Source organism: Clostridium sp. KNHs216 (assembly GCF_006714885.1).
In the GTDB taxonomy this organism is placed as follows: Bacteria; Bacillota; Clostridia; order Oscillospirales; family Acutalibacteraceae; genus Caproiciproducens.
Genome location: NZ_VFMF01000001.1, coordinates 500,245 through 521,793 on the forward strand (window position 1 = coordinate 500,245; position 21,549 = coordinate 521,793).

Below are 21,549 nucleotides of genomic sequence, written 5' to 3' on the forward strand. Positions count from 1 at the left end.
GGTGATTTTTTATGATTCTCGCCGTTGACGTTGGGAATACGAATACTGTCCTGGGCTGTATGGATGACGATAAAATCCACTTTACCGCCCGCTTTGCCACGGACCGTGCAAAGACAAGCGACGAATACGCGATTCTGGTGCAGAGCCTTTTTATGGTAAACCGCTGTCCTTTCTCAAAAGTAGAGGGCGGAATCATTTCCTCGGTTGTACCGGAGCTTTCTGTGGTTTTACAGGATGCGATTGAAAAATTGACGGGGAAAGTCTCTCTGATTGTCGGTTCCGGCGTAAAGACCGGGCTGAATATTCTGATCGACAATCCGGCGCAGCTCGGCAGCGACCTTGTCGTGGACGCGGTAGCCGCTTACGCCGGGTATCCGAAGCCCGCCATTATTTTTGATATGGGCACCGCCACGACCCTCTCTGTATTAGACACGCGCGGGAACTACATCGGCGGCATGATCATGCCCGGCGTACGCGTCGCCATGGAAGCGCTTTCCAGAGAAACCGCTCAGCTTCCGCACATCAGCCTGGAGGCGCCGAAAAAAATCACGGGAACAAACACGGTGGACTGTATGAAAAGCGGCGCTATCTTCGGGAATGCCGCCATGCTGGACGGCGTGATCGACCGCATCGAGGAAGAATTGCATCAGCACGTGACCGTCGTGGCTACAGGCGGACTTGCGCGCCACATTGTTCCCTACTGCAAGCGCAAGATCATTTGGGACAACGACCTTACTTTAAAGGGTCTGTACATCATCTATAAAAAAAATATCAAATAATTTACAGGGGCTGAAATCCGGTGGATTTCAGCCCCTCCTTTTTTTAATTCCTCTGTATGGACAGAAGTTCATCGTCCGCCGAGGAAAAAGCTGACAGCCCGGATCAGGAAAAATCCGGACATACTATCTTTGTTGCGAAACAACAGAGAGATTTTATGTTCGGAGCTGGGATTATGAAGAAAAAAGAAAAGGGACTGTCCGCGTGGCAGCTTACCATGATGGCGCTGGGAACGGTCATAGGGGGTTCCTTCTTTCTCGGCTCGTCGGTGGCAATTCACGCCGCGGGCCCGTCGATTTTACTGTCTTACATTTTAGCAGGGTTTCTGGTTTACTTTATCCTGTTCGCGCTGTCCGAAATGACCGTCGCCAATCCCGACTCGGGCTCTTTCCGTACCTTTGCGGCTCAGGCGTACGGGCAGGGCACGGGATTTGTCGTGGGGTGGGTGTACTGGACGGGAATGATTCTCGCCATGTCCAGCGAGGCCACCGCCGTCTCCATCCTTGTCAGGGAATGGGTGCCGAATCTTTCCATCCCGCTGTTCGGAAGCCTGATCATTATCATTGTAACCGCTCTGAATCTGCTGGGCGCGGACAAGCTCAGCAGGCTGGAAAGCGGACTGGCGGCAATCAAGCTGCTGGCCATCGTTTCCTTTGTGGTAATCGCCGCTTTGCTGATTGCCGGACTCTTCCCCGGAAGCCCGGCAGTCGGTACGGGAGCCCTTATGAAGGAGCCCCTGATGCCGGGAGGAATCAAAGGGATCGCCGGAAGCATGCTGATCGTCATGTTCGCCTATGCGGGTTTTGAGATTATCGGCCTCGCTTCTTCGGAAGCGGAGAATCCGCAGGAAACTGTTCCGAAAGCAATCAATTATACGGTGCTCTGCCTGGTCGGATTTTACATTCTCTCCGTCGCCGTGCTTCTCCCCCTGATTCCGACCGCCGATATTAACGAGGATACGAGTCCCCTGGTCGCCGCCCTGAACAGAAGCGGAATCGGATGGGCCGGTACCGCCATGAACCTGGTGCTGGTGACTGCCATCCTGTCCACTATGCTGGCGGCCATGTTCGGTCTTGGGCGGATGATGCGTTCGCTCGCGGAGGAGGGGCTTGCCCCCGTCTGGCTGAAGGATCAGAACGATGTTCCCCGCCGCGGAATCCTGTTTTCAGGTTTTTCCATGCTGGTGGGGCTGGGACTCGGTCTGCTGTTTCCGAGAGTTTACCTGTTTCTGATCAGCTCCGGCGGCTTTGCCCTGCTCTTCACCTATACGCTCATCATGGCGACCCATATCCGTTTTCGCAAACAGCACGGCTGTCCGCCGAACGGGAAATGTCAGGTAAAGGGATATCCCTACACCTCCCTGTTTGTCCTGCTTGCCCTGATCGTGATCATGGTCAGTATGCCCTTCGTTCCCGGACAGGCGTCCGGACTGATGGCAGGAATTTTTATGGTCATTTTTTATTCGCTGTGCTATGTCGCAGTCAGACTGTATTATCTTTCGAAGCATCCGGAGCTTTCCCGCGGAAACGCAGTTAAAAAAGATTTCAAGAAAAATCTTTCGGCTGAATTTTCCAAAGAGCTTACCCCGCCAAACACGAAAAACAACGACACCAATCGGAAATAAACGGTTTTTTTATTTGAACTCCACATATTTCCATGTTTTTAATTTGTTAACATTAATTTCTTAAAATTTTAAAAGCTGCTTAACCGCACAGACATAAGCGGACGATATACTTTTAATTGTTCCGAAAAGGTTTTTGCTCCTCCTTATGTATAAAGATATTATGATTACTGCCGTACGCCTGTCGGCACAGACGGAATACCGAACCGACAGGCAGGCAGACTAACAGCAGGTTCCCCTATGGGGATTCACATATACTCTTTTTCATTTCCCTCTTTTTTGCCCGTCTGAAAACAGGCGGTACAGGCGGCTCGCACCGGTGATACGGTATGAGCCGCTTTTATTTTACGTTGGAACCTTCTTAACTCTGTCAGCTGCATATTATAGAGAGTAAGGAGGTGTAATAATATGGCAAGAGGATTCTTCCCCTTCTGGTGGTGGTTCCAGCCCAGAAGGCGTCCGCCGGGGCCGCCTCATCCGCCGGGGCCGCCCCGTCCGCCAAGGCCACCCCATCCACCGGGACCACCCCGTCCGCCGGGGCCGCCTCATCCGCCGGGACCACCCCATCCGCCGGGACCACCCCATCCGCCGGGACCGCCTCATACGCCCGGCAGACCGGGACGCCAGCGTGGACATTAAAAAGCAAAGCGGGGGCAACACACCGCGTTCAAAATAAATTTCCATTCATAAATCAAGCGGTTTCGTAAAAATTAATCCTGAGGTGATTGATTTTTATGAATATTCCGTATTGCGGCTGGAATAAAAACGACAAAAATAATCCGTTTGAAGCCGGCGACTATGATTTTATGGAGTACAACGAGAAAGAAACAGAAAAAAATGACAGTGACGAAGACAATTCTTATCAGGATTTTCTTCGGAGCGATCGGAATCAGCCAAACTGAAAAAGCCGTCCCGGAATCCGGGACGGCTGTATTTTTCAGAGAGGAAAGGGAATCCTACTCGCGAGGTGATAATATGGCTGATATAGGGCCCGCGATGAAAAGCAAGTTTGACTCCCTGTCAAAGGATCTGAAAGAAGAAATTATGAAAAGGGATGTCAAAATCAATTCCATTCAGGATTTGATTAAGTGCCTGGACTCCATTGTCGCAGAGGGGTAACCCTCTGCTGCTTTTTCAGGGCCGCATGAATAGAACATGAAAAATCCCCAAATAATCGTTAGCTACGGTTGACTTCTCCTGTTTTTGTGCTATAATAGATATGTATTCTAAATGTACCAATGGAACTCGCATATTTATGTAAGTCATTGACCGTTTAATGATTTACATAAATGTGCGGTTTTTTATTTTACATGCGGATATAATATATTTGGAGGTGCTTTTTATGAATAAAGGTACAGTAAAATGGTTTAATCAGGATAAAGGATTTGGATTTATTTCCAACGACGAAGGCGGGGACGATGTGTTTGTCCATTTTTCCGCTATTACCGGTCAGGGATATAAATCTTTAACGGAAGGTCAGAAAGTTACTTTCGACACCGAGACAGATCCTCGCAACGGGAAACTGAAAGCTGCCAATGTTACTGTTGTACAATAACATTATGAAGCAAAAAAGGTCAAATTTTTCATAAAAATAAATTTGACAATCAAGCTGGTATCCTGTATACTGACAATAGTGCCTGACCTCACGGTCAGGCATATATTTTAAAAACGAGGTACTTCAATTGTTTAACAAAGACAAAACCCTGACATGCAGAGACTGCGGACAAGAATTCGTATTCACCGCAAGTGAACAGGACTTCTTCGCTGAAAAAGGATTCACTAATGAACCCACACGCTGCAAGGACTGCCGCAATGCCCGCAAAAACGCCGGAAAACCCCAGCGTGAAATGTTTGACGCTGTCTGCGCTTCCTGCGGAACAACCTGCAAGGTTCCTTTCCGTCCCAGGGACGACCGCCCGGTTTACTGTAGCGAATGCTTTTCCAAGCAAAGATAATTTAAGAATGCCGATTGCTGAAGTACGCCGTTTACGGCGTACTTTTTTGTCAATATTTCTCTTTCTTCAATCACACTATGGATTTATATTTCTATGTTATAATAAAAGAAATACACTTAGGAGGTGCTCTATTGAATACAAAGAAAAAAGCAATGCTGAAAAGCAAATTATTGGTATACAAGGTTTGCTATCAGCAGGCTGAAAAACAAAAGGACCATACACGCATGGACAAGATCGAAGTTTTCATAGACGAACTCCAGGAAGAAATCGATAGTATGGACTGAATGAGCGGCAATGCCCGTTCCCAATAACCGCCTCCGCTTGGTTGAACCAGATGCGGCTTTAAAAAGCCATGCCTGTTTTCATGAAGCCGGAGGTCTTTTTCTGTCTGCAGACTGCCGTCCATATCTTAACCGCATGATTGATATCGCTTCCGCGCTATGATAAAATGGAAAAAACACATATCAGGAGGACACCATGTCAAAAATTCGTATTGGAATGATCGGACTTGGAAATATAGCGCAGAAGGTTTATCTCCCGTTTCTTTCCGCGGAAAGAAACTGGACTTTGGCCGGGGGATACAGCCCTACGGAATGGAAAAGGAACCAGCTGTGCGGCATGTACCGGATCAAAGCGTTCCCCAATCTGACGGATTTGCTGAGGGAGACGGACGCCGTATTCGTGTCCTCGTCAACGGAGTCCCACTATGAAATCGTTTCAGAAGCTTTGAAGCACGGAAAAGACGTATATGCAGACAAACCGCTTGCGGCTACCTCCGACGAAGCGGAACAGCTCGCGGAGCTCAGCCTGCGATACGGCAGAAAGCTGATGGTCGGGTTCAACCGCAGATTTGCGCCGATGTATGTCCGGGCAAAAAACATGACGGACGCCGGCACGGCGCTGATTCGGCTGGAAAAGCACCGGGCGGACTCCATCCGGTCCGAAAACTATAGAATCACAATGCTGGACGACTATATTCATCTGGCAGACACTGCCCGCTGGTTCGCCGAGCCCGAGGGCGGCAGTCAGATCGGCGGTTCCGTCAAGGTGAATGAAAATCAGGAACTGATTTTTGCCCAGCACCAATATAAAGCGGAAAACGGCTGTACCGTCTTTCTGGATATGCACCGGAAAGCCGGTACCAATCTGGAAAGAATCGAGGTTCTCACCGAAGGGGCCCTCGTGCGGGTCTTGGACATGGATACTTTTGAAACCGAAGCCGGGGGAAAAACGGAAACGGAAACTCCGCCGGCCTGGGAAACCATTTTAAAACGCAAGGGATTTGAAGGGGCCATTCTCCATTTTATCAATTCCATTGAGGGAAATACCCAGCCGCTGGTAAACGGCGAGGAAGCATTGAAAACCCAAAGGCTTCTGGACACGATGATGCATATCGGAAATTAGGCCGTCGCGCAAGCCGCTTCAAAAATGGAATTGATATCTTCTACAATGGAAGCGTCAATCAGGTCGTGCTCCGACATGTTCCGCATCAGCATAATCGCCCTGCTGTGCGGCATAGCCGGACGGTACGGCCTGTCCTCCGTCAGGGCCTGATAGATATCCACGCAGCACAGAAGCCGGGAATTAAAGTCAAGCCTGTTCCCGTCAAATCCATACGGGTACCCTTTCCCGTTCAGCTTTTCATGATGATTGGCCGCCCAGTCGGCGATCTCTTCAAACCCTGTGATTTCTTCCAGCGTTTTGCGGGTATAAAACGGATGGGACTGTATGACCGCGATTTCATTCGCATCCAGAGTACCGGGTTTGTCCAGAATTTCATTGGGTATCATCAGTTTTCCCAGATCGTGCAGATCAGCGGCAATCCGCATTTTCCAATAGGTCTCTCTGTCAAATTCATAATAATCGCACAGAATCCCGGTCTTCTCACTGATCCCGCGCGAATGCGAACCGGTAAACGGCGATTTGGCGTCAATAATATTGCTGAATATTCTGGAAACCGTGCGCATTTCCTGATAGCTGAACTCCCTGTGGACGGTGGGGGTAACTACGCGCAGCGCCTGGAATACGAAATTGTCATCCATATTCAGCCAGAATTCAATATTTCTGCTCAGCTCCAGAAAAACATCGATAAAATCCGGGTCGAAAATCGGGAATTTTTTAACCCGGGCTTCGATATCGGCGTGCTTCTTTCCTTCGGAAAAATAGATGGCGACGAAATCGGCCAGAGCGATAATCCTTGAAAACATCGGGATTTCCTTGCCGGAAATGCCGAAAAATCCGCTGCCGTCATAATGTTCGTGATGATAGAGAATAACATTCGGTATTTTATGAAAGAAAGGGAAAAAATTAATGTTTTTCTCCCCCTCCACGCAATGCATCCTGTCTAGCTCCGCTTTTCTGTAGTTTTCAATGCCATCTACCTGGATCAGTGCTTTGGTCACGCCGTTATCGTGCAGAAGCGAATAGGAAATCAGGTCGAACAATTCCGTATTGGATAAATTGATTTTCTGCCCGATTCTTGCGGCAATATAGGCCACCCTTCTGCCGTGATTGGTAACGTCGCTGATTAAATCCTTTTCTACGAAGTCAAGCGTATAGGAAAGAGAATTCAATAGTTCATTTACATTAAAATCCATGATCACAATCTCCATGTTTGCAGTTTGGTAAATTATAACATTTATTTTATAATAATACAAGAAATGACTTTTTATGACCATGTATCAAAATTTACAGATTTTAAATCTAAAAAATCCACCCACGCTGCACAAACCTCCCTTTCCGCCTGCGTCTAAGCAAGCGGAAAAACGGGCATATTCCTGACAGAAATATCCTTTTTATTCTGTTTGGTCAGGAGGATTTGCATGAAGAAAAACAAAAAAAATTTCTGGTTTATTTTTTTCACTGTGGCTATTCTGTCCTTTACGCTGCTCTATCTCGGTATAAAATATCTGCTCGGAAATCCGGTCACCCTGCAGAATATTGCCGCATATATCATCCTTTCCCTGATTTTCGGCGCCGTCTCCTCCGTTTTGTATCTGCTGCAGCTGAAAATCATGTGCTTTGTCTTCGTGCTGGGACTTTTCGTGGGATACCTTGATATGTTCCGGACATTTCTGGGAAGCAGAAGCGGGTGGGAGGACCTGGCCGGCCTTTTATCCCTGTTCACCTGGATGGCCATCGGGCTTTGCGCCGGCACCGTATTGCAGTTCCTCTCCTATTGTTATCACAAAATCCGGTATCGCGGAAAAGACTGAACGTTTTGTCATGCCAAGGGCGGATGCATCATAAGATTTGATAAGAATCATAATTGGAAGAGGTGCATCCTTATGCTGGTCGAGATACCGTATAACCGGGAACAGGTAGCCGAATACGCCAAAACGTGGGCTCTTTTGAGGAACCGCGCCTTTATGAATTTCGATAAAATGGGCGGCGACTGTACCAATTTTGCCTCGCAGTGCATTTATGCCGGAAGCAGGGTGATGAATTACACCCCCATTTTCGGCTGGTACTACAAAAGCAGCAATGACCGTACCCCTTCGTGGAGCGGCGTTCAATATCTTTTTAATTTCCTGACGACAAACAAGGAAGCGGGACCTTATGCGGAGCAGGTCGACGTAAGTTCTCTGGAGGTTGGGGATATTGTTCAGCTCGGCAACGCCGAAAACCACTTTTACCATTCCCCCGTCGTTGTGGGTATCACTGAGCAGGATATTTTTATCGCCGCCCATACGTACGACGCATACATGCGGCCGCTGAGCAGCTATTTTTACAGTACCATCCGCTACTTACATATCAAAGGTGTAAGGAAATATCAATGAAATTTTTCCGGGGTTGGAAAAAGAGAACAGCATGTTTCCGAAAATCATTTACAAATACTTCCAATAATGATAGAATGAAATAGCTATGAACGGGCAATTTGAAGGAAAGGCAGATCTGTATGGGAGTAAAACTGAAAAATCTGATGGAATCCCTGCTTTTGACCAAAATGGACGAGGTAATCGATAAGCTGGATTGCTGTAAATGTGAGAAATGCCGGATGGACATCGCTTCTTACGCATTGAACAGACTCCCGCCCAAATATGTTGCCACCTATGAAGGCGAGGTTTATTCCAAGCTGGATACGCTGTCCACACAATATGAAACGGATTTGCTCAACGCATTGTTTCAGGCCGCAAAGGTGGTTTCGGAAAACCCTCACCATACTCTTCCCACTGAAATTTCTTCTGAAAATAATACGCAAAAATAAAAGGAGTTCCGCCAGAAAAACGGAACTCCTTTTATTTTTTTAATTTAGATTGAAATTTTTAGCGCTATGTCGTACAGGCTCCTGTCAAAAACGCGCTCCATCTCAAGCGCTTCCGTAATATCCAGATCAACGATCTTGCCATTCTGCATCACAACGACCCTGTTGCCCCGGCCTTTGTACAGAAGATCGGCGGCATGGAATCCCATCACGCTGCCGGCCACACGGTCACGGAGCGTGGGCGACCCGCCGCGCTGTACATGGCCAAGTACCGTAGCCCTGGTTTCGATCCCCGTCTTTTCTTCAATATCCTTTGCCAGCTTGTCTACTCCACCGACGCCCTCGGCCACCACAATGATAAAATGCTTTTTACCCGTTTTCTGGGTAAACATCATACGGTTGATGATGTCCGTCTGAAAATCGAAGGGAACTTCCGGAACAAGGATGGTCGTTGCACCGACCGCAATGCCGGTCTGGAGTGCCAGATCCCCGCATTTCCTGCCCATTACTTCTACAACACTGCAGCGGTCATGCGACTCGGTCGTATCGCGCAGACGGTCAACCATCTCCACGGCCGTGTTCATGGCGGTGTCAAAGCCAATGGTATATTCACTGGCGGCAATGTCGTTGTCAATCGTACCCGGCACGCCTACACAGGGAATTCCTTCCTTGGTAAGGTCGCGCGCACCGCGAAAAGAACCGTCTCCGCCAATGACCACGATGCCCTCGATGCCCATGTCGCGGCAATTGTCGGCCGCCTTTTTTACGCCGTCCGGAGTATTGAATTCCGGGCTGCGGGCCGTAAACAAGGCCGTACCGCCGTGATGAATAATATCCGAAACACTGCGCAGATTCATTTCAAAGACGTCGCGGTTCAAAAGGCCGTTGAAGCCTCTGCGTACGCCCATGACTCTCATTCCATAAGAAATACCGGCCCTTGCTACCGCCCGGACGGCTGCGTTCATTCCCGGCGCATCTCCCCCGCTGGTCAGAACCGCAATTGTTTTTGCATTCATGATGATACCCCCTAAATTCGTTGCTTTGCCATATCTAAATTATAGTATATCAGGCAAAGAAGAATCAACCGGTGAATATGGACAAAAGTATCTGCTATATGGATTATTGTTGTATTTCCTTCACAACCGCCACATTTTTTTCTCCGAGCAGATTTTTTAATTCCCGCACCAAAATATCGTTGACGCTGACATACATGGAAAAGGGAGCCCGCACCAGCTTTTTGGTATTGACAAAGTAAATATAAAGCGGCGTCCTGCCGTCAAAAATGGCAAGGTATTTTTTGGCCCGGTCATAAAGCTCCGACTCCTCCTGCGGCACTTTGATGTAAAGCCCCGGGTGTGCGGGCTTTGCGGCTCCCGCACTTTTTTCGGAACCCCCGTGAAGGGAAGGAGCGGGACCGACCGACTCGCAGACCAGCTTGGCCTCTTCGTCTTCGCGCATACTGATTCTGCCGAACATCTTCACGATTTTCCCTTCCGTGATCCACTCGGCATACTGGGCGAGGATTTTCGGAAAAACCAGGACCTCCATAGAGCCGAACATGTCTTCCAGCGTAACAAAGGCCATCGTGGTATTGCTCTTGGTCACTTTCATTTTTACGCCGGCAATAATCCCGAGGAGAGTCACCGTATCGCCGTCGTGAAAGCGTCCTCCGTCCTCCCTTGCGTCGTCAAGGATATCGCCGGTGCGGCTTGCGTGGACTGCATCATACTGATTGATATATTCTGCCATGGGATGGCCGGAAAGATACATGCCGGTCACTTCTTTTTCCATGGAGAGCTTGTCGCCGGCACTGAAATCGGGCATGGCCGCTATGGAATACTCCTCATCGTCCGCCGTCTGGGCGGGGGTGTCGAAAAAGCCCATCTGGCCGTCCACATTGCGGCGCTTGTCGTCGTCGAGATGATCCATGATATTGCCGACACTGGTCAGCATCTGTCTGCGGTTGACGCCAAGGCCGTCCAGCGCCCCGCATTTGATCAGGCTTTCCAGCGCGCGCCGGTTCAGTTCGCCGTACATACGCTTGCAGAAGCCGTAAAACGTGGTATACTGCCCGTTTTCTTTCCGGTCGCGCAGGGTGCTGACAATGAATCCCCTGCCCAGATTTTTCACGGCGAGCAGGCCGAAGCGGATGTCCTTCCCCGCAACGGTGAAGCCGACGCCGCTCTGGTTGACGTTGGGCGGCAGCACGCGGATGCCCAGGCGCATACACTCGGCTATGTAAGCCGCCAGCTTATTGTTGTTGTCCAGCACGCTGGTCATCAGCGCCGCCATATATTCGCGCGGATAGAAGCATTTGAGCCAGGCGGTCTGATAGCTCAGCAGAGCGTAGGCCGCGGCGTGGGATTTGTTGAAGGCGTAGGACGCGAAGCTTTCCATTTCGCCGTAGATGGCTTTTGCCGTCGGCTCGTCCACCCCACGGCGGATGCAGCCGTCCACTTCAACCTCTCCCTTTTCGTTGGTCAGCCCGTAGAGGAAGATTTCCCGTTCCCTCTCCATTACGGAGGCTTTTTTCTTGCTCATCGCACGGCGCACGATATCCGCGCGCCCCAGCGAATAGCCCGCCAGCGTACGGAAAATCTGCATCACCTGTTCCTGATAGACAATGCAGCCGTAGGTAACGTCCAGAATGTCCTTGAGAAGCGGATGGCGGTAAGAAACCCTTTCCGGATGATGGCGGTTTTCGACATAGCGCGGAATGGATTCCATCGGCCCCGGGCGGTAAAGCGAAATGACCGCGATGAGGTCTTCGATGTATTCGGGCCTCAGCTGCATAATGACACTGCGCATCCCGGCGGATTCAAACTGGAACACGCCGTCGGTCGCGCCGCTGGAAAGCATGGCGTACACCTTTTTATCGTCCAGCGGAATGTCCTCGATCTGAAAGCCCGGCCGCTGCGCGGCGATCATATCCTGTGCGTCGCGGATGACGGAGAGATTGCGCAGGCCGAGGAAGTCCATCTTCAGCAGACCGAGCTCCTCCAGCGCGGTCATGGTATACTGCGTGACTACGGAATCGTTGTTTTTGGCAAGCGGCACATACTCCGCGACCGGCCTGTCCGTAATGACGACGCCCGCGGCGTGGGTGGAGGCGTTGCGCGGCATTCCTTCCAGCTTTCTTGCCATATCGATCAGCTCGTGAATCTGGGGGTCGGTGTCGTAGCGCTGCCTTAAATCGGCGGAAGCTTTGAGCGCCTTTTCCAGCGTGATGTTCTGTTCCATCGGCACCAGCTTCGCGACCCCGTCCACCGTCGCGTAGGGAATCGCCATGGCGCGGCCCACATCGCGGATGGAGCCCCGCGCCGCCATGGTGCCGAAGGTGACGATCTGAGCGACATGGTCCGCGCCGTATTTCCGCACCACGTATTCGATCATTTCCTGTCGGCGTTCGTCGGAAAAGTCGATATCGAAGTCCGGCATACTGACACGCTCCGGGTTGAGAAAGCGTTCAAACAGCAGATTGTACCGAATGGGGTCGATTCCCGTAATCCCGATGCAGTACGCCGCAAGGCTTCCCGCACCGGAGCCTCTTCCCGGCCCCACCGGGATACCGGCTTCCTTCGCATAACGTACAAAATCGTAGACGATCAGGTAGTAATTGACGTACCCCATATGCTCAATGGTATTTAATTCATATTCCAGCCGCTCGGCCAGTTCCTTTGCGGGATTCTCGCCGTAATATTTGTAAAGGCCCTCGTAGCATTTGTCACGGAAAAAAGCCGTGTTCTCCTGCCCATTCGGCGTATCAAAATGCGGCAGCTTGGTTTTGCCGAATTCAAACTCCACATTGCACCGCTCCGCGATACGGACCGTATTGTCGGCGGCCTCCGGATGGCCCGAAAACAGGGCGCGCATTTCTTCTTCGCTCTTGTAATAAAACTGGTTGCTGCCGAATTCCATACCGTCCTTATCCTCAACCGTATGGTTGGTCTGGATACAAAGGAGGATATGATGCATTTTATTGTCTTCCTGGCTGATGTAATGGCAGTCGTTGGTCACAATAAGCGGGATTCCCGTTTCCTCCGAAAGCTTTATGATGGACGGATTGATGCGTTTTTGCTCCCTCAAACCGTGATCCTGCAGCTCCAGATAGAAATTGTCCTCTCCAAAAATAGAACGGTAGCGAAGGGCGGCTTCCTTCGCCCCGGCATAGTCGCCCGCGGTCAGGGCGCGCGGGATTTCTCCCGCAAGGCAGGCGGAAAGGGCAATAAGCCCCTCGTGGTGCTCCCTTAAAAGGTCGAAATCCACACGCGGCTTGCTGTAAAAGCCTTCCGTCCATGACTTCGACACAAGGGCGATCAGATTCTGGTAGCCGGTGTTGTTTTCACAGAGAAGGACCAGATGCCGATGCTCCGAGTCCAGCTCGTGCACCTTGTCAAAACGCGTGCGCTGCGCGACGTAGACCTCGCACCCGATGATCGGCTTGATGCCGCGCTTTTTGGCTTCCTTATAAAAATCGACCGCGCCGTACATGACCCCGTGGTCGGTAATCGCTACGGCGGTGTCCCCCCGCTCAGCGGCGGTATTCAGCAGCTCCGTGATACGGCACGCGCCGTCCAGCAGGCTGTACTCGGTGTGCAGATGCAGATGAACAAACATGTGCGGTACCCTCCTGTCAGTTCTTTATAATACTCTTGCAAACTCCATAATGCGCTGCAGACGGTGGTTCACCCCGGACCGGCTGAGCGGTTCGGAAAGCGTTGCCCCGAGCTCGCGGAGCGACATTTCGGGATACCGGCAGCGCAGCACGGCAAGCTCCCGCAGTTCCTCCGGCAGCGCGGACAAGCCCCCGGCTGAACGGATGATCTTTTCGATTGCAACAATCTGCGCCGCCGCGGCGGACGCCGTCTTGTCGATATTCGCCGTCTCAAAATTGGTTTTCCGGTTGACGTTGTTGCGGACCTCTTTCAGCATCTTGACCTGCATCAGGCTCATGGCGGCCTTTCCGGCGCCCATAAAGGTCAGGAAATCCGCGACATGCTCGCTCCCCTTGATATAGACTACATACGAGCCCTTCCGGTTCAGCAGTCCCGGCTGCAGGTCAAGCTCATAGATTTCGCTGATGAAGGCACATAAATCCTTAGCAAGATTCATAAACGGCACCACGAATTCCAGATGATAATCCTTGATGGGGTCGGTCACGGTGCCGCAGGAAAGAAAAACGCCCCGCAAAAACGCGCAGGCGCAGCAATCATTTTCCATATTGGCACGGTTGATCCGAAGATGGATCTCTTTTCCCGTGTGCCCGAAACAGGAAAGCACCTCTTCCCTCTGTCCGCCGCCGGATACGGCAACGGTAAAAGCGCTTTTGCGCTCTTTTCGACGCAGCAGAGAGGTGGAAATATCCACGATCACCCCCACGGTTTCCGCGGTAAGCTGCGCGGCCCTGTGGGCGGCGGCGGTGTTTTCAATCGTCAGGGAAATGGCATTTTGAGAAAAGCTGCGGCCAAATAAAAGCATGCCGTAGCATTCCGCTTTCCGGCAGCAGGAATTTTGCGGCATCGCCTGACAAAGTTCGGTTTTTGTTTCAGACGCGAATGACATTTTTGCACGCTCCCGATTCTGTTATTGCTTTTGAATATCGCGATGGTTGACGCTTGTCCTCCGGTTCTGTTCCAGCAGATGATTGTACAGAAGCTGGGCCAGGGCAACGGAGCGGTGATGTCCGCCGGTACAGCCGATCGCGATCACAAGCTGGCTTTTGCCCTCGTTGCAGTAGAGCGGGATCATGTAATCGATCAGATTCAGGAAGCGTTCGATAAAGCCCTGCGTCTGCTCCCATTTCATAACATAACTGCGCACCGGCTCGTCAAGTCCGGTCAGGTTGCGCAAATCCTCAACATAGTAGGGGTTGGGCAGACAGCGCACGTCAAACACCAGATCCGACTCGGCGGGAATCCCGTACTTGAATCCAAAGGAAACGCAGTGGATCATCAGCGCGTCGGAGGAATCTCCCAGAAACAGGCTGGAAATGCGTTCTTTCAATTGCGCGGGCGAAAGATACGAGGTATCGATGATATAATCCGCGCATTCGCGGACCGGCTTTAAAACATCCCGTTCCAGCTTTACGGCCTGTTCCAGCGAGCCGAGGCAGTTTTCCACCAGCGGATGCTTACGGCGGGTTTCCTTAAACCGGTTCATCAGCACAGAATCGTTCGCGTCCAGAAACAGGATTTTATATTCCTTATTTTCGCTTTTCATCTGGTCCAGCGTTTCAAACAGGCTGGAAAACATGTCCCCTCCGCGGATATCGGTGACGACCGCCACCCGGGAGAGAGTGCCTTTCGCCTGTTTGGACATTTCGTAGAAAGCGATAATCAGCTTGGGAGGAATATTATCCACACAATAAAAGCCGATATCCTCCAATGCGTCAATGGCGCGGGATTTCCCCGCGCCTGAAAGGCCCGTAATAATTAGAAACTCCATAATTCCTCCCTAACTGCCAATGGTTTTCACTTCGCATTCCAAAGATACCTTCGTCTGCTGATAAACCGTATCCTGAATGATTTTAATCAGCTCCGTCACATCCCGGCAGGTTGCTCCGCCGGTATTGACAATAAAGCCCGCGTGCTTGGGGCTGACCATCGCGCCCCCCACCGTTCTTCCCTTCAGGCCGCAGGACTCGATCAGGGTGCCGGCAAAGTGGCCCTCCGGCCGTTTAAACACGCTTCCCGCACTCGGCAGCTCCAGCGGCTGCTTTGATTTTCTGCGGCTGTAAAGGTCATCCATTTCCGCCGAAATTTCATCCTGATCCCCCGGCTTCAGATCGAGCCTGAGCTCCAGAATGGTGTATCCGTTGTCGGTATAGGCACTGCGGCGGTAACCCAGCTGCAGCGCTTCGCCGGACAGCGTGCCGATTTTCCCTTCCTTTGTAACATGCGTGCAGGAAAGAAGTACGCTCTTCATTTCCTTATTGTAGGCGCCCGCATTCATAAACGCGGCTCCGCCCGCCGCTCCGGGAATTCCCCAAGCGAACTCAAGGCCGGTCAGCGAATGCTCTCTGGCAAAAACGCAGACACCCGCCAGGGATGCGCCCGCACCGCAGGACACCGTACCGTCCGGGTTCTGTCTGATTTCGCGGAACTCGCCGTCCAGCGCGACAACCGCTCCCCGTATCCCGCCGTCGCTCACCAGCATGTTGGAGCCGTTGCCGATCGGCATCAGCGGCACTTCCAGTTCGGCCGCTGCGCAGTACAGTTTCTGGATTTCCGCACGCGAGGACACGGTAATAAACAAATCCGCCGGTCCTCCGATTTTAAAGGTGGTGTGCCGGCTCATCGGTTCCTTGCGGATGACTTTACAGCCCAGGTCTTCCGCCGTCAAGGCAAGCTGTTCTAAATGATTCATCGTTTCCTCCGGCTATTCCGACAGTGTCAATCGGAATCATTTTTACTGTAATAAAGGATCGCTAAAAACATTCGTATATTCTCTGAGGTATGCCTGAAAACGTTCCACGCTGGAATTCACCACAAGCTCCTCTGGAAAATCCACTTCCTTCAACAGCGCCAGCGACCGGTCAAAACAGCCCACCAGGCTGGAAAAATGGGAATCCGTGTTGACAATGACCGGCACATCGCGCTTTTTACAGATTTCCATGATTTTTTTGCAGTTGGGGATGGACGACTCCCTTCCGGTAAAGCTGCTTTCGTTCAGCTCCACCAGCTTTCCCCGACGCCCGAATTCCGGGATCACCGACTCGTAGTCGTACCGGTATTTCTGCGTACCGCTGTGCCCGATTACATGAATATGCGGATTTTTCGCAATATTCATCCATGCGTTTGTAACTTCCTCGACAGTCGGCCTTTCCTTCGGAATCGCTTCCGCGTGGATGGAGGCAACCACCCAGTCCATCGTAGAGATGCTGTCCTTTTCAAGGTCGATATTGCCGTCAAAATCAATGATATTGGTCTCCTGCCCGCGCAGGACAAGCACCCCTTCCAGAAGATGAGGAACGATCCGTAAATTGTGGAAGTACCAGCGGCCCGGCGCGCCCGGCATGGTGATGCCGTGGTCGGTAATGGCGATGGCATAGAGCTTCTTTAAAAACGCTGCGTGTACCATTTCCTGTAAGGTGCTGTAGGCGTGTGTGGACGCGATTGTATGCGTATGCGTATCTGCGATGATATTCATGTTTACTCCCAGCTTCTATACCCTTATTCCATATTAGAAATCCAGATCCAGTTTTTTTTCTGATTCCTGCAGCACGGAAATATCCATGCCGAGGTTCTGCATCAGCTCCTGCGCCGCGTTGTAGCCCATCTTTTTCTGACGGTTGTTCATGGCGGCCACCTCGATGATGATCGCAAGGTTTCTGCCCGGCTTTACCGGAATGGTCAGCACAGGCACCTTGATGCCGAGAATTTCCGTGTATTCGCTATCGATGCCCATGCGGTCGTAAACCTTGTTATTGTCCCAGATTTCCATGTTGATTACCATGTCGATCTTTTCCGTCAGCTTGACGGCGCCCATGCCGAAAATGCGGCGGGCGTTAATAATGCCTATGCCGCGAAGCTCAATAAAATGCCGAATGTTATCCGGGGCCTGTCCAACCAAAGATTTGGCGGACACCTTGCGTATTTCCACCGCGTCGTCCGCTATCAGGCGGTGACCGCGCTTAACCAGCTCAATGGCTGTTTCGCTTTTGCCGACGCCGCTGTCGCCGACCAGAAGGATTCCTTCGCCGTAAACCTCGATCAGCACCCCATGGCGCGTAATCCGCGGGGCAAGCTCCACGTTCATGAAGGAAACAAGGGAAGCCACCAGGCTGGAGGTTGTCTCCGGCGTTGTTAAAAGCGGTATTTCATGGGCTTTGACTGCTTCCAGCAGTTCGGACATCGGCTCTATGCTGCGCGCAATGATCGCGGCGGGAGGTTTTTGGGAAAAAATCTCATTCAGAACCGTGCTGCGTTTATCGGAGGAAATCGACCTCAGAAAGGAGGCCTCCGCGTTGCCGAAAATAATAATGCGTCTTGTATCGTAATAATCATAGAACCCGTTCAGTTCCAGTCCCGGACGGTTGACATCCGTGGAAGAAATCAGAATATCTTCAGGGTCTCCGGGCATATAAATCGTATCCAGCGACAGCTCGCCGATCACCTTGGACAGAGGCACCGTAAAATTGCTAGTCAAAAAAACACCTGCTTCCCTCTTTTTATAATATATAGAATATTATGATATATTTATTATATCTCAACCGGCGAAAAGTTTAAAGCCAATAATTAAATAATATCGCACACTTTCAGAAAGACACCCCCACCCGCAGTTGCCTGCAGCCGGAGGTGTTTGCTGTCCGTTTTCACGGCGTCATTCATTTCATTGCCAGGGGTAAATAAAGCAGTTTTTCACGGGCTATCCGCTTTTGGAGGTGACGCTGATATTTGCCATATAGCTTCCGTACACCCAAGTGCTTACGGAATTCCCCACGCTGATGGTGACCGGCATTTCCGTGTGTCCGGTAAAATTTTCCTTGCCGGACATATCGATCTGAGCGGAAAGACTGTTTTCCGTCAGTTTGGAAATCTCAGACTCCGGCCCGACCACCGTAACCGTCAGGGTCTTGGTATAAACGGTGGCGGACTTGTCGGCCGCGAGATTTTTAACGGTGAAATTATTGACCACCATTTGCCGCGTGGACATGGAACTCAAATCCAGCGTAACCTTGGCAACCGGAACATTACTCAGATTCTTGCAGGTAGCCGGAAGGGTGACGTTCACGTCAAAGGAATTTCTCGTCGGGCTGATGCCCGAAAAATCCAGCGGAGCAAGACTGATCTCCGTCAGGTTGGCCAGCACATCCTGCGGACCCGCCACCTCGATGGTCTGAGGGTCAATTTTGATCTGGCCGGAGGCAAACGACAGGCCCAGAGGCTTGTTGGTAAAGCTCACGTTGAGAGGCAGGACCTGCCTTGCAAGGACGGGGATGGTGACATCCACCTTCTGCTCGCTCATTTTCAGCTTGTTGCTCGTAATTTTATTGCCGTTTGCATCGTACATGACCAAATCGGTCGTAAAGCTCTTGGATTCTCTCAGCGTGTCGCTGATCTCGTACTGTACGGACACCCTGTTGATCTGTGAGACTTCCTTTTCAGGGCCAGAAACTGTGACCGTGTCACTGCTGAAGGTAGGTGAGCTGACAAAGAAAGCGGGATCGGACTGATAACCCGACTTGTATTTGATGTCATTCTGGATGGTAAAGGTCTTTTCCGCATACCGGTCCACCGTGATGATCGCCTGGCTGGGGGAAATGGAAACCCAATCGTAATCGGAAAGGGTCCCTTTTTTCTGGACCGACAAATTAAACGTGTAGCTTCCGGGACTGGTAATGGTGGAAGCCAGCGGAGCCACAACCTGCATATCGGAAGCCTTGATCTGATTGACAATCAGGCTGTTGCCTTTAATGGATACGGTCGCGGTCTGATCGACCGGACTGAAAACCTTTAACCCGTCCTCCTGCGCTGCGTCCGACAGATTGATAACAACCGGCACCTCGGTGATCTGCCTTGGAAACTCCTCGGTATTTCCGGTAGCCATAAAAATCCACAGGACGATGGAGAAAAGGACGGAAAACAGCATTACAAATTTATCGTCATAAAATAAACGTCCTATGTTAAATTTTCTATTCTTCATTTCTTTTTTGCCCTCCTGATCGAAGGGATGATGCTCTGGCGCTTTTCGCCGGGTTCGGCCTCACTGGTCAGAATCAGGCTTTCCAGCTCGCTTTTCAGCGTTTCCCTGGTATAATTGCGCGTAAGGACGCCGTTTACGGCAACGGAAATCTGCCCCGTCTCTTCGGACACCACAACCACAACGGCATCGGAGTTCTCACTCATGCCGATCGCGGCGCGGTGGCGGGTACCGAGTTCAATGCTGACGCTGTCGTTCTTTGTCAGCGGCAGAATACAGCCCGCGGCATAGACCATACCACTGCGCATAATCATGGCGCCGTCGTGAAGCGGAGCCTTGTTGAAGAAGATATTGCAGATAATGGGCGAGGACGGAATCGCATTCACCACCGTGCCCGTATCAATAATATCGCCCAGCTTTGTCTGCATTTCAAAAACAATCAGAGCGCCCGTTTTCTGTTTCTGCAGAACCGCCGCGGCATCCACAACGGCATTTACGCCCCTGCGGTTTTGCTGCCTCAGCGTTTCAAGGTCATCGTTTGAAACCCCGAACAGCCAGTGCTTATTCCCTATTCCGCTGCGGCCGATCTGTTCCAGCGCACGCCGGATTTCCGGCTGAAAGACCACCATAATGGCCACAACGCTGAATTGAAAAAAATAGGTCAGCAGGTTTTTCATCATATAAAGCTTCAGGGCATAGGACACACCCCACACCGCCAGAAGCACAATAATTCCTTTAATCAGCTGTTCCGCTCTTGTTTCACGAACCAGTTTTATTCCACTGTAAATGATAAAGGAAACCAGAATGACGTCCAACGCATCGGAAACACGAAACAGTTTCACAATACCGATAAACGAATTCCATATGGTTACAACGACATCCATAACTTACTTCCTTCCGTCAGAATAAAACACATCCCTTATAATTTTAACATATATAATTTGATATGCAATCCTTTTATCTTTATTTTCAGATTATTTTCATCAGAGTCGCAACAAAATTGTTAATTTCGCCCAAATTGCTGAAAGCGGACGGACAGACCCGCACGGTACCCTGTGTCAGGGTCCCCATAAAATCATGCGCCGCAGGCGCACAGTGCAGTCCCGCACGCACCGCAAAGCCGCGGGCGTTCAGTTTCTGTGCGACAGTCTCGCTGGGAACGTCGCCCACATTGAACGAAAGTACCGGGGCGAAATACGGCGCATCCGGCTCCGCCGTGTAAAGCTTCACATTTTTTATTTCCGACAGTTTTTTATACAGATGCCGGATCAGCGACATCTCATGCTGATAGATCGTGTGGACCCCGCGGCTTTGCACGAACTCGATTCCCGCCCGCAGCCCGGAGATGCCCGGCATGTTCTGAGTGCCGCTTTCCATGTGGTCCGGCATGCTGGAAGGCTGTTCAAGCAAAAGGGAGTTGGTCCCGGTTCCGCCTTCAATAATCGTGGGAAGCGCCGCGCCGTCCGGCGTAATCAGCATACCGGTCCCCATCGGACCGTAAAGGCCCTTATGGCCTGCAATACAGAGATAGTCGAAACCGCCGTCCGCCATATCGATCGGCAGAACGCCCGCCGACTGTGCGCAGTCGACCGCGATCGGGATGCCGTAAATATGGCCCAGGGCGGCAATGCGCTCGACGGGCAGCCGGATTCCCCAGACATTGGAGGCGTGTGTACAGACAATCAACTTTGTGTTTTCCTTGAGCGCACTGCGGAAAGCGTCTACCGTGGCGTCGTTATCGCCCGGAAAAACCCGCGCTCTGGTAACAGTCACTCCGGACTCCATCAGTTTTTGCAGGGGCCGCATGACGGCGTTGTGCTCAAGGCAGGAAACCACCGCGTGGTCGCCTGGCCTGAGCAGTCCTTTTATCACATAATTCAGCGCATGCGTACAATTCAGAGTAAATACAACGCATTCCGGCCCCGGTGCATGAAAAAAATCGGCCGCTGCCTTACGGCAGCGGTAAACCTCCTCTGCCGCTGCAAGCGACATACTGTGGCCGGCGCGTCCTGGGTTGGCCCCATAATTTCTCAAAGCAACATTTACCGCACTTAGAACGGAATTCGGCTTTGGATACGTAGTCGCGGCATTGTCAAGATAAATCATAAGGATCCGTCTCTTTCCGCTCGTCCAAGTATTTTAATGCCGGCACCGACTAAAATACTTTCCGCCTCATCCGTCCTGTCGGGAACATATATACTGTAACCGCAGCCGGCACGGTTGCCGCTCGGTGTTCTTTCAACATAAGCTTTAATACCATAGCTGAACAGGATGTCGCGGCTCTTCATGGCATACGTGATTGAACTAATCAGAATCATCGGTTTGCTCATGATAATCACCTCTCTGTTTTT

The 21,549-nt window shown here is 51.2% G+C and carries 24 protein-coding genes; 11 read left to right on the plus strand and 13 right to left on the minus strand.

Annotation, left to right across the window (positions count from 1 at the left end):
- Positions 1–11: 11 nt before the first annotated feature.
- Together LY85_RS02515 and LY85_RS02520 are read left to right on the plus strand one after the other, a co-directional pair.
- A complete protein-coding gene (locus LY85_RS02515) occupies positions 12–779 on the plus strand; it encodes a type III pantothenate kinase (protein ID WP_038324378.1) in 768 nt (255 codons plus the stop codon).
- A 173-nt stretch (positions 780–952) separates the two neighbouring features.
- Positions 953–2,401: an amino acid permease gene (locus tag LY85_RS02520; RefSeq protein ID WP_141825336.1), complete on the plus strand. Its 1,449-nt coding sequence runs from the start codon at positions 953–955 to the stop codon at positions 2,399–2,401.
- 367 nt (positions 2,402–2,768) lie between these two features.
- On the opposite strand, the gene LY85_RS02525 is transcribed toward LY85_RS02520, so the two are convergent.
- A complete protein-coding gene (locus LY85_RS02525; protein ID WP_141825337.1) occupies positions 2,769–3,044 on the minus strand; it encodes a hypothetical protein in 276 nt (91 codons plus the stop codon).
- Between the two features lie 88 nt (positions 3,045–3,132).
- Here LY85_RS02525 and LY85_RS19145 point away from each other — a divergent pair, with 88 nt between their 5' ends.
- From LY85_RS19145 to LY85_RS02540, 6 genes are all read left to right on the plus strand, one after another.
- Positions 3,133–3,300, plus strand: a complete 168-nt coding sequence (locus LY85_RS19145) for a hypothetical protein (RefSeq protein ID WP_156103898.1) — start codon at positions 3,133–3,135, stop codon at positions 3,298–3,300.
- A gap of 73 nt (positions 3,301–3,373) precedes the next feature.
- Positions 3,374–3,517 carry a hypothetical protein gene (locus LY85_RS19150; protein WP_038324382.1) on the plus strand — a complete coding sequence of 48 codons (144 nt, stop codon included), beginning with the start codon at positions 3,374–3,376 and terminating at the stop codon, positions 3,515–3,517.
- A gap of 223 nt (positions 3,518–3,740) precedes the next feature.
- The gene (locus LY85_RS02530) at positions 3,741–3,953 is read left to right on the plus strand and encodes a cold-shock protein (protein ID WP_038324383.1); all 213 of its coding nucleotides are present in this window, start codon (positions 3,741–3,743) and stop codon (positions 3,951–3,953) included.
- A gap of 127 nt (positions 3,954–4,080) precedes the next feature.
- Entirely contained in the window at positions 4,081–4,353 is a 273-nt protein-coding gene (locus LY85_RS02535) for a zinc-ribbon domain containing protein (protein WP_038324384.1), read from the plus strand.
- A gap of 131 nt (positions 4,354–4,484) precedes the next feature.
- Entirely contained in the window at positions 4,485–4,637 is a 153-nt protein-coding gene (locus LY85_RS19155) for a hypothetical protein (RefSeq protein WP_156103900.1), read from the plus strand.
- A 193-nt stretch (positions 4,638–4,830) separates the two neighbouring features.
- Entirely contained in the window at positions 4,831–5,757 is a 927-nt protein-coding gene (locus tag LY85_RS02540) for a Gfo/Idh/MocA family oxidoreductase (protein WP_141825338.1), read from the plus strand.
- On the opposite strand, the gene LY85_RS02545 is transcribed toward LY85_RS02540, so the two are convergent.
- Positions 5,754–6,950 carry an HD domain-containing phosphohydrolase gene (locus LY85_RS02545; RefSeq protein ID WP_141825339.1) on the minus strand — a complete coding sequence of 399 codons (1,197 nt, stop codon included), beginning with the start codon at positions 6,948–6,950 and terminating at the stop codon, positions 5,754–5,756. The genes LY85_RS02540 and LY85_RS02545 overlap by 4 nt on opposite strands.
- Positions 6,951–7,175: 225 nt before the next feature.
- Here LY85_RS02545 and LY85_RS02550 point away from each other — a divergent pair, with 225 nt between their 5' ends.
- From LY85_RS02550 to LY85_RS02560, 3 genes are all read left to right on the plus strand, one after another.
- A complete protein-coding gene (locus LY85_RS02550; RefSeq protein WP_141825340.1) occupies positions 7,176–7,568 on the plus strand; it encodes a hypothetical protein in 393 nt (130 codons plus the stop codon).
- Between the two features lie 72 nt (positions 7,569–7,640).
- Positions 7,641–8,132, plus strand: a complete 492-nt coding sequence (locus tag LY85_RS02555; protein ID WP_038324389.1) for an amidase domain-containing protein — start codon at positions 7,641–7,643, stop codon at positions 8,130–8,132.
- A 119-nt stretch (positions 8,133–8,251) separates the two neighbouring features.
- Entirely contained in the window at positions 8,252–8,560 is a 309-nt protein-coding gene (locus LY85_RS02560) for a competence protein ComFB (RefSeq protein ID WP_038324391.1), read from the plus strand.
- A 44-nt stretch (positions 8,561–8,604) separates the two neighbouring features.
- On the opposite strand, the gene pfkA is transcribed toward LY85_RS02560, so the two are convergent.
- The 11 genes from pfkA to LY85_RS02615 form a co-directional block, all read right to left on the minus strand.
- Positions 8,605–9,573: a 6-phosphofructokinase gene (gene pfkA / locus LY85_RS02565; RefSeq protein ID WP_038324393.1), complete on the minus strand. Its 969-nt coding sequence runs from the start codon at positions 9,571–9,573 to the stop codon at positions 8,605–8,607.
- A gap of 103 nt (positions 9,574–9,676) precedes the next feature.
- Complete coding sequence (locus LY85_RS02570; protein WP_141825341.1) at positions 9,677–13,174, minus strand: DNA polymerase III subunit alpha; 3,498 nt, start codon at positions 13,172–13,174, stop codon at positions 9,677–9,679.
- A gap of 24 nt (positions 13,175–13,198) precedes the next feature.
- Positions 13,199–14,119: a DNA-binding protein WhiA gene (gene whiA / locus LY85_RS02575; protein WP_141825342.1), complete on the minus strand. Its 921-nt coding sequence runs from the start codon at positions 14,117–14,119 to the stop codon at positions 13,199–13,201.
- Positions 14,120–14,140: 21 nt separating this feature from the next.
- Complete coding sequence (gene rapZ, locus LY85_RS02580; RefSeq protein WP_038324399.1) at positions 14,141–15,001, minus strand: RNase adapter RapZ; 861 nt, start codon at positions 14,999–15,001, stop codon at positions 14,141–14,143.
- A 9-nt stretch (positions 15,002–15,010) separates the two neighbouring features.
- A complete protein-coding gene (gene murB, locus LY85_RS02585) occupies positions 15,011–15,922 on the minus strand; it encodes a UDP-N-acetylmuramate dehydrogenase (RefSeq protein ID WP_141825343.1) in 912 nt (303 codons plus the stop codon).
- A 42-nt stretch (positions 15,923–15,964) separates the two neighbouring features.
- The gene (locus tag LY85_RS02590) at positions 15,965–16,705 is read right to left on the minus strand and encodes a phosphatase (protein ID WP_038324403.1); all 741 of its coding nucleotides are present in this window, start codon (positions 16,703–16,705) and stop codon (positions 15,965–15,967) included.
- Positions 16,706–16,738: 33 nt separating this feature from the next.
- Positions 16,739–17,704, minus strand: coding sequence for an HPr(Ser) kinase/phosphatase (gene hprK / locus LY85_RS02595; protein WP_038324404.1), 966 nt, complete (start codon positions 17,702–17,704; stop codon positions 16,739–16,741).
- A 219-nt stretch (positions 17,705–17,923) separates the two neighbouring features.
- Entirely contained in the window at positions 17,924–19,201 is a 1,278-nt protein-coding gene (locus tag LY85_RS02600; protein ID WP_141825344.1) for a CdaR family protein, read from the minus strand.
- Entirely contained in the window at positions 19,198–20,082 is an 885-nt protein-coding gene (cdaA, locus tag LY85_RS02605) for a diadenylate cyclase CdaA (RefSeq protein ID WP_141825345.1), read from the minus strand. Before cdaA ends, LY85_RS02600 begins: the two co-directional genes overlap by 4 nt.
- A gap of 85 nt (positions 20,083–20,167) precedes the next feature.
- The gene (locus LY85_RS02610) at positions 20,168–21,304 is read right to left on the minus strand and encodes an aminotransferase class V-fold PLP-dependent enzyme (RefSeq protein ID WP_141825346.1); all 1,137 of its coding nucleotides are present in this window, start codon (positions 21,302–21,304) and stop codon (positions 20,168–20,170) included.
- The gene (locus tag LY85_RS02615) at positions 21,301–21,528 is read right to left on the minus strand and encodes a DUF3343 domain-containing protein (RefSeq protein ID WP_243122461.1); all 228 of its coding nucleotides are present in this window, start codon (positions 21,526–21,528) and stop codon (positions 21,301–21,303) included. Before LY85_RS02615 ends, LY85_RS02610 begins: the two co-directional genes overlap by 4 nt.
- Positions 21,529–21,549: the final 21 nt, after the last annotated feature.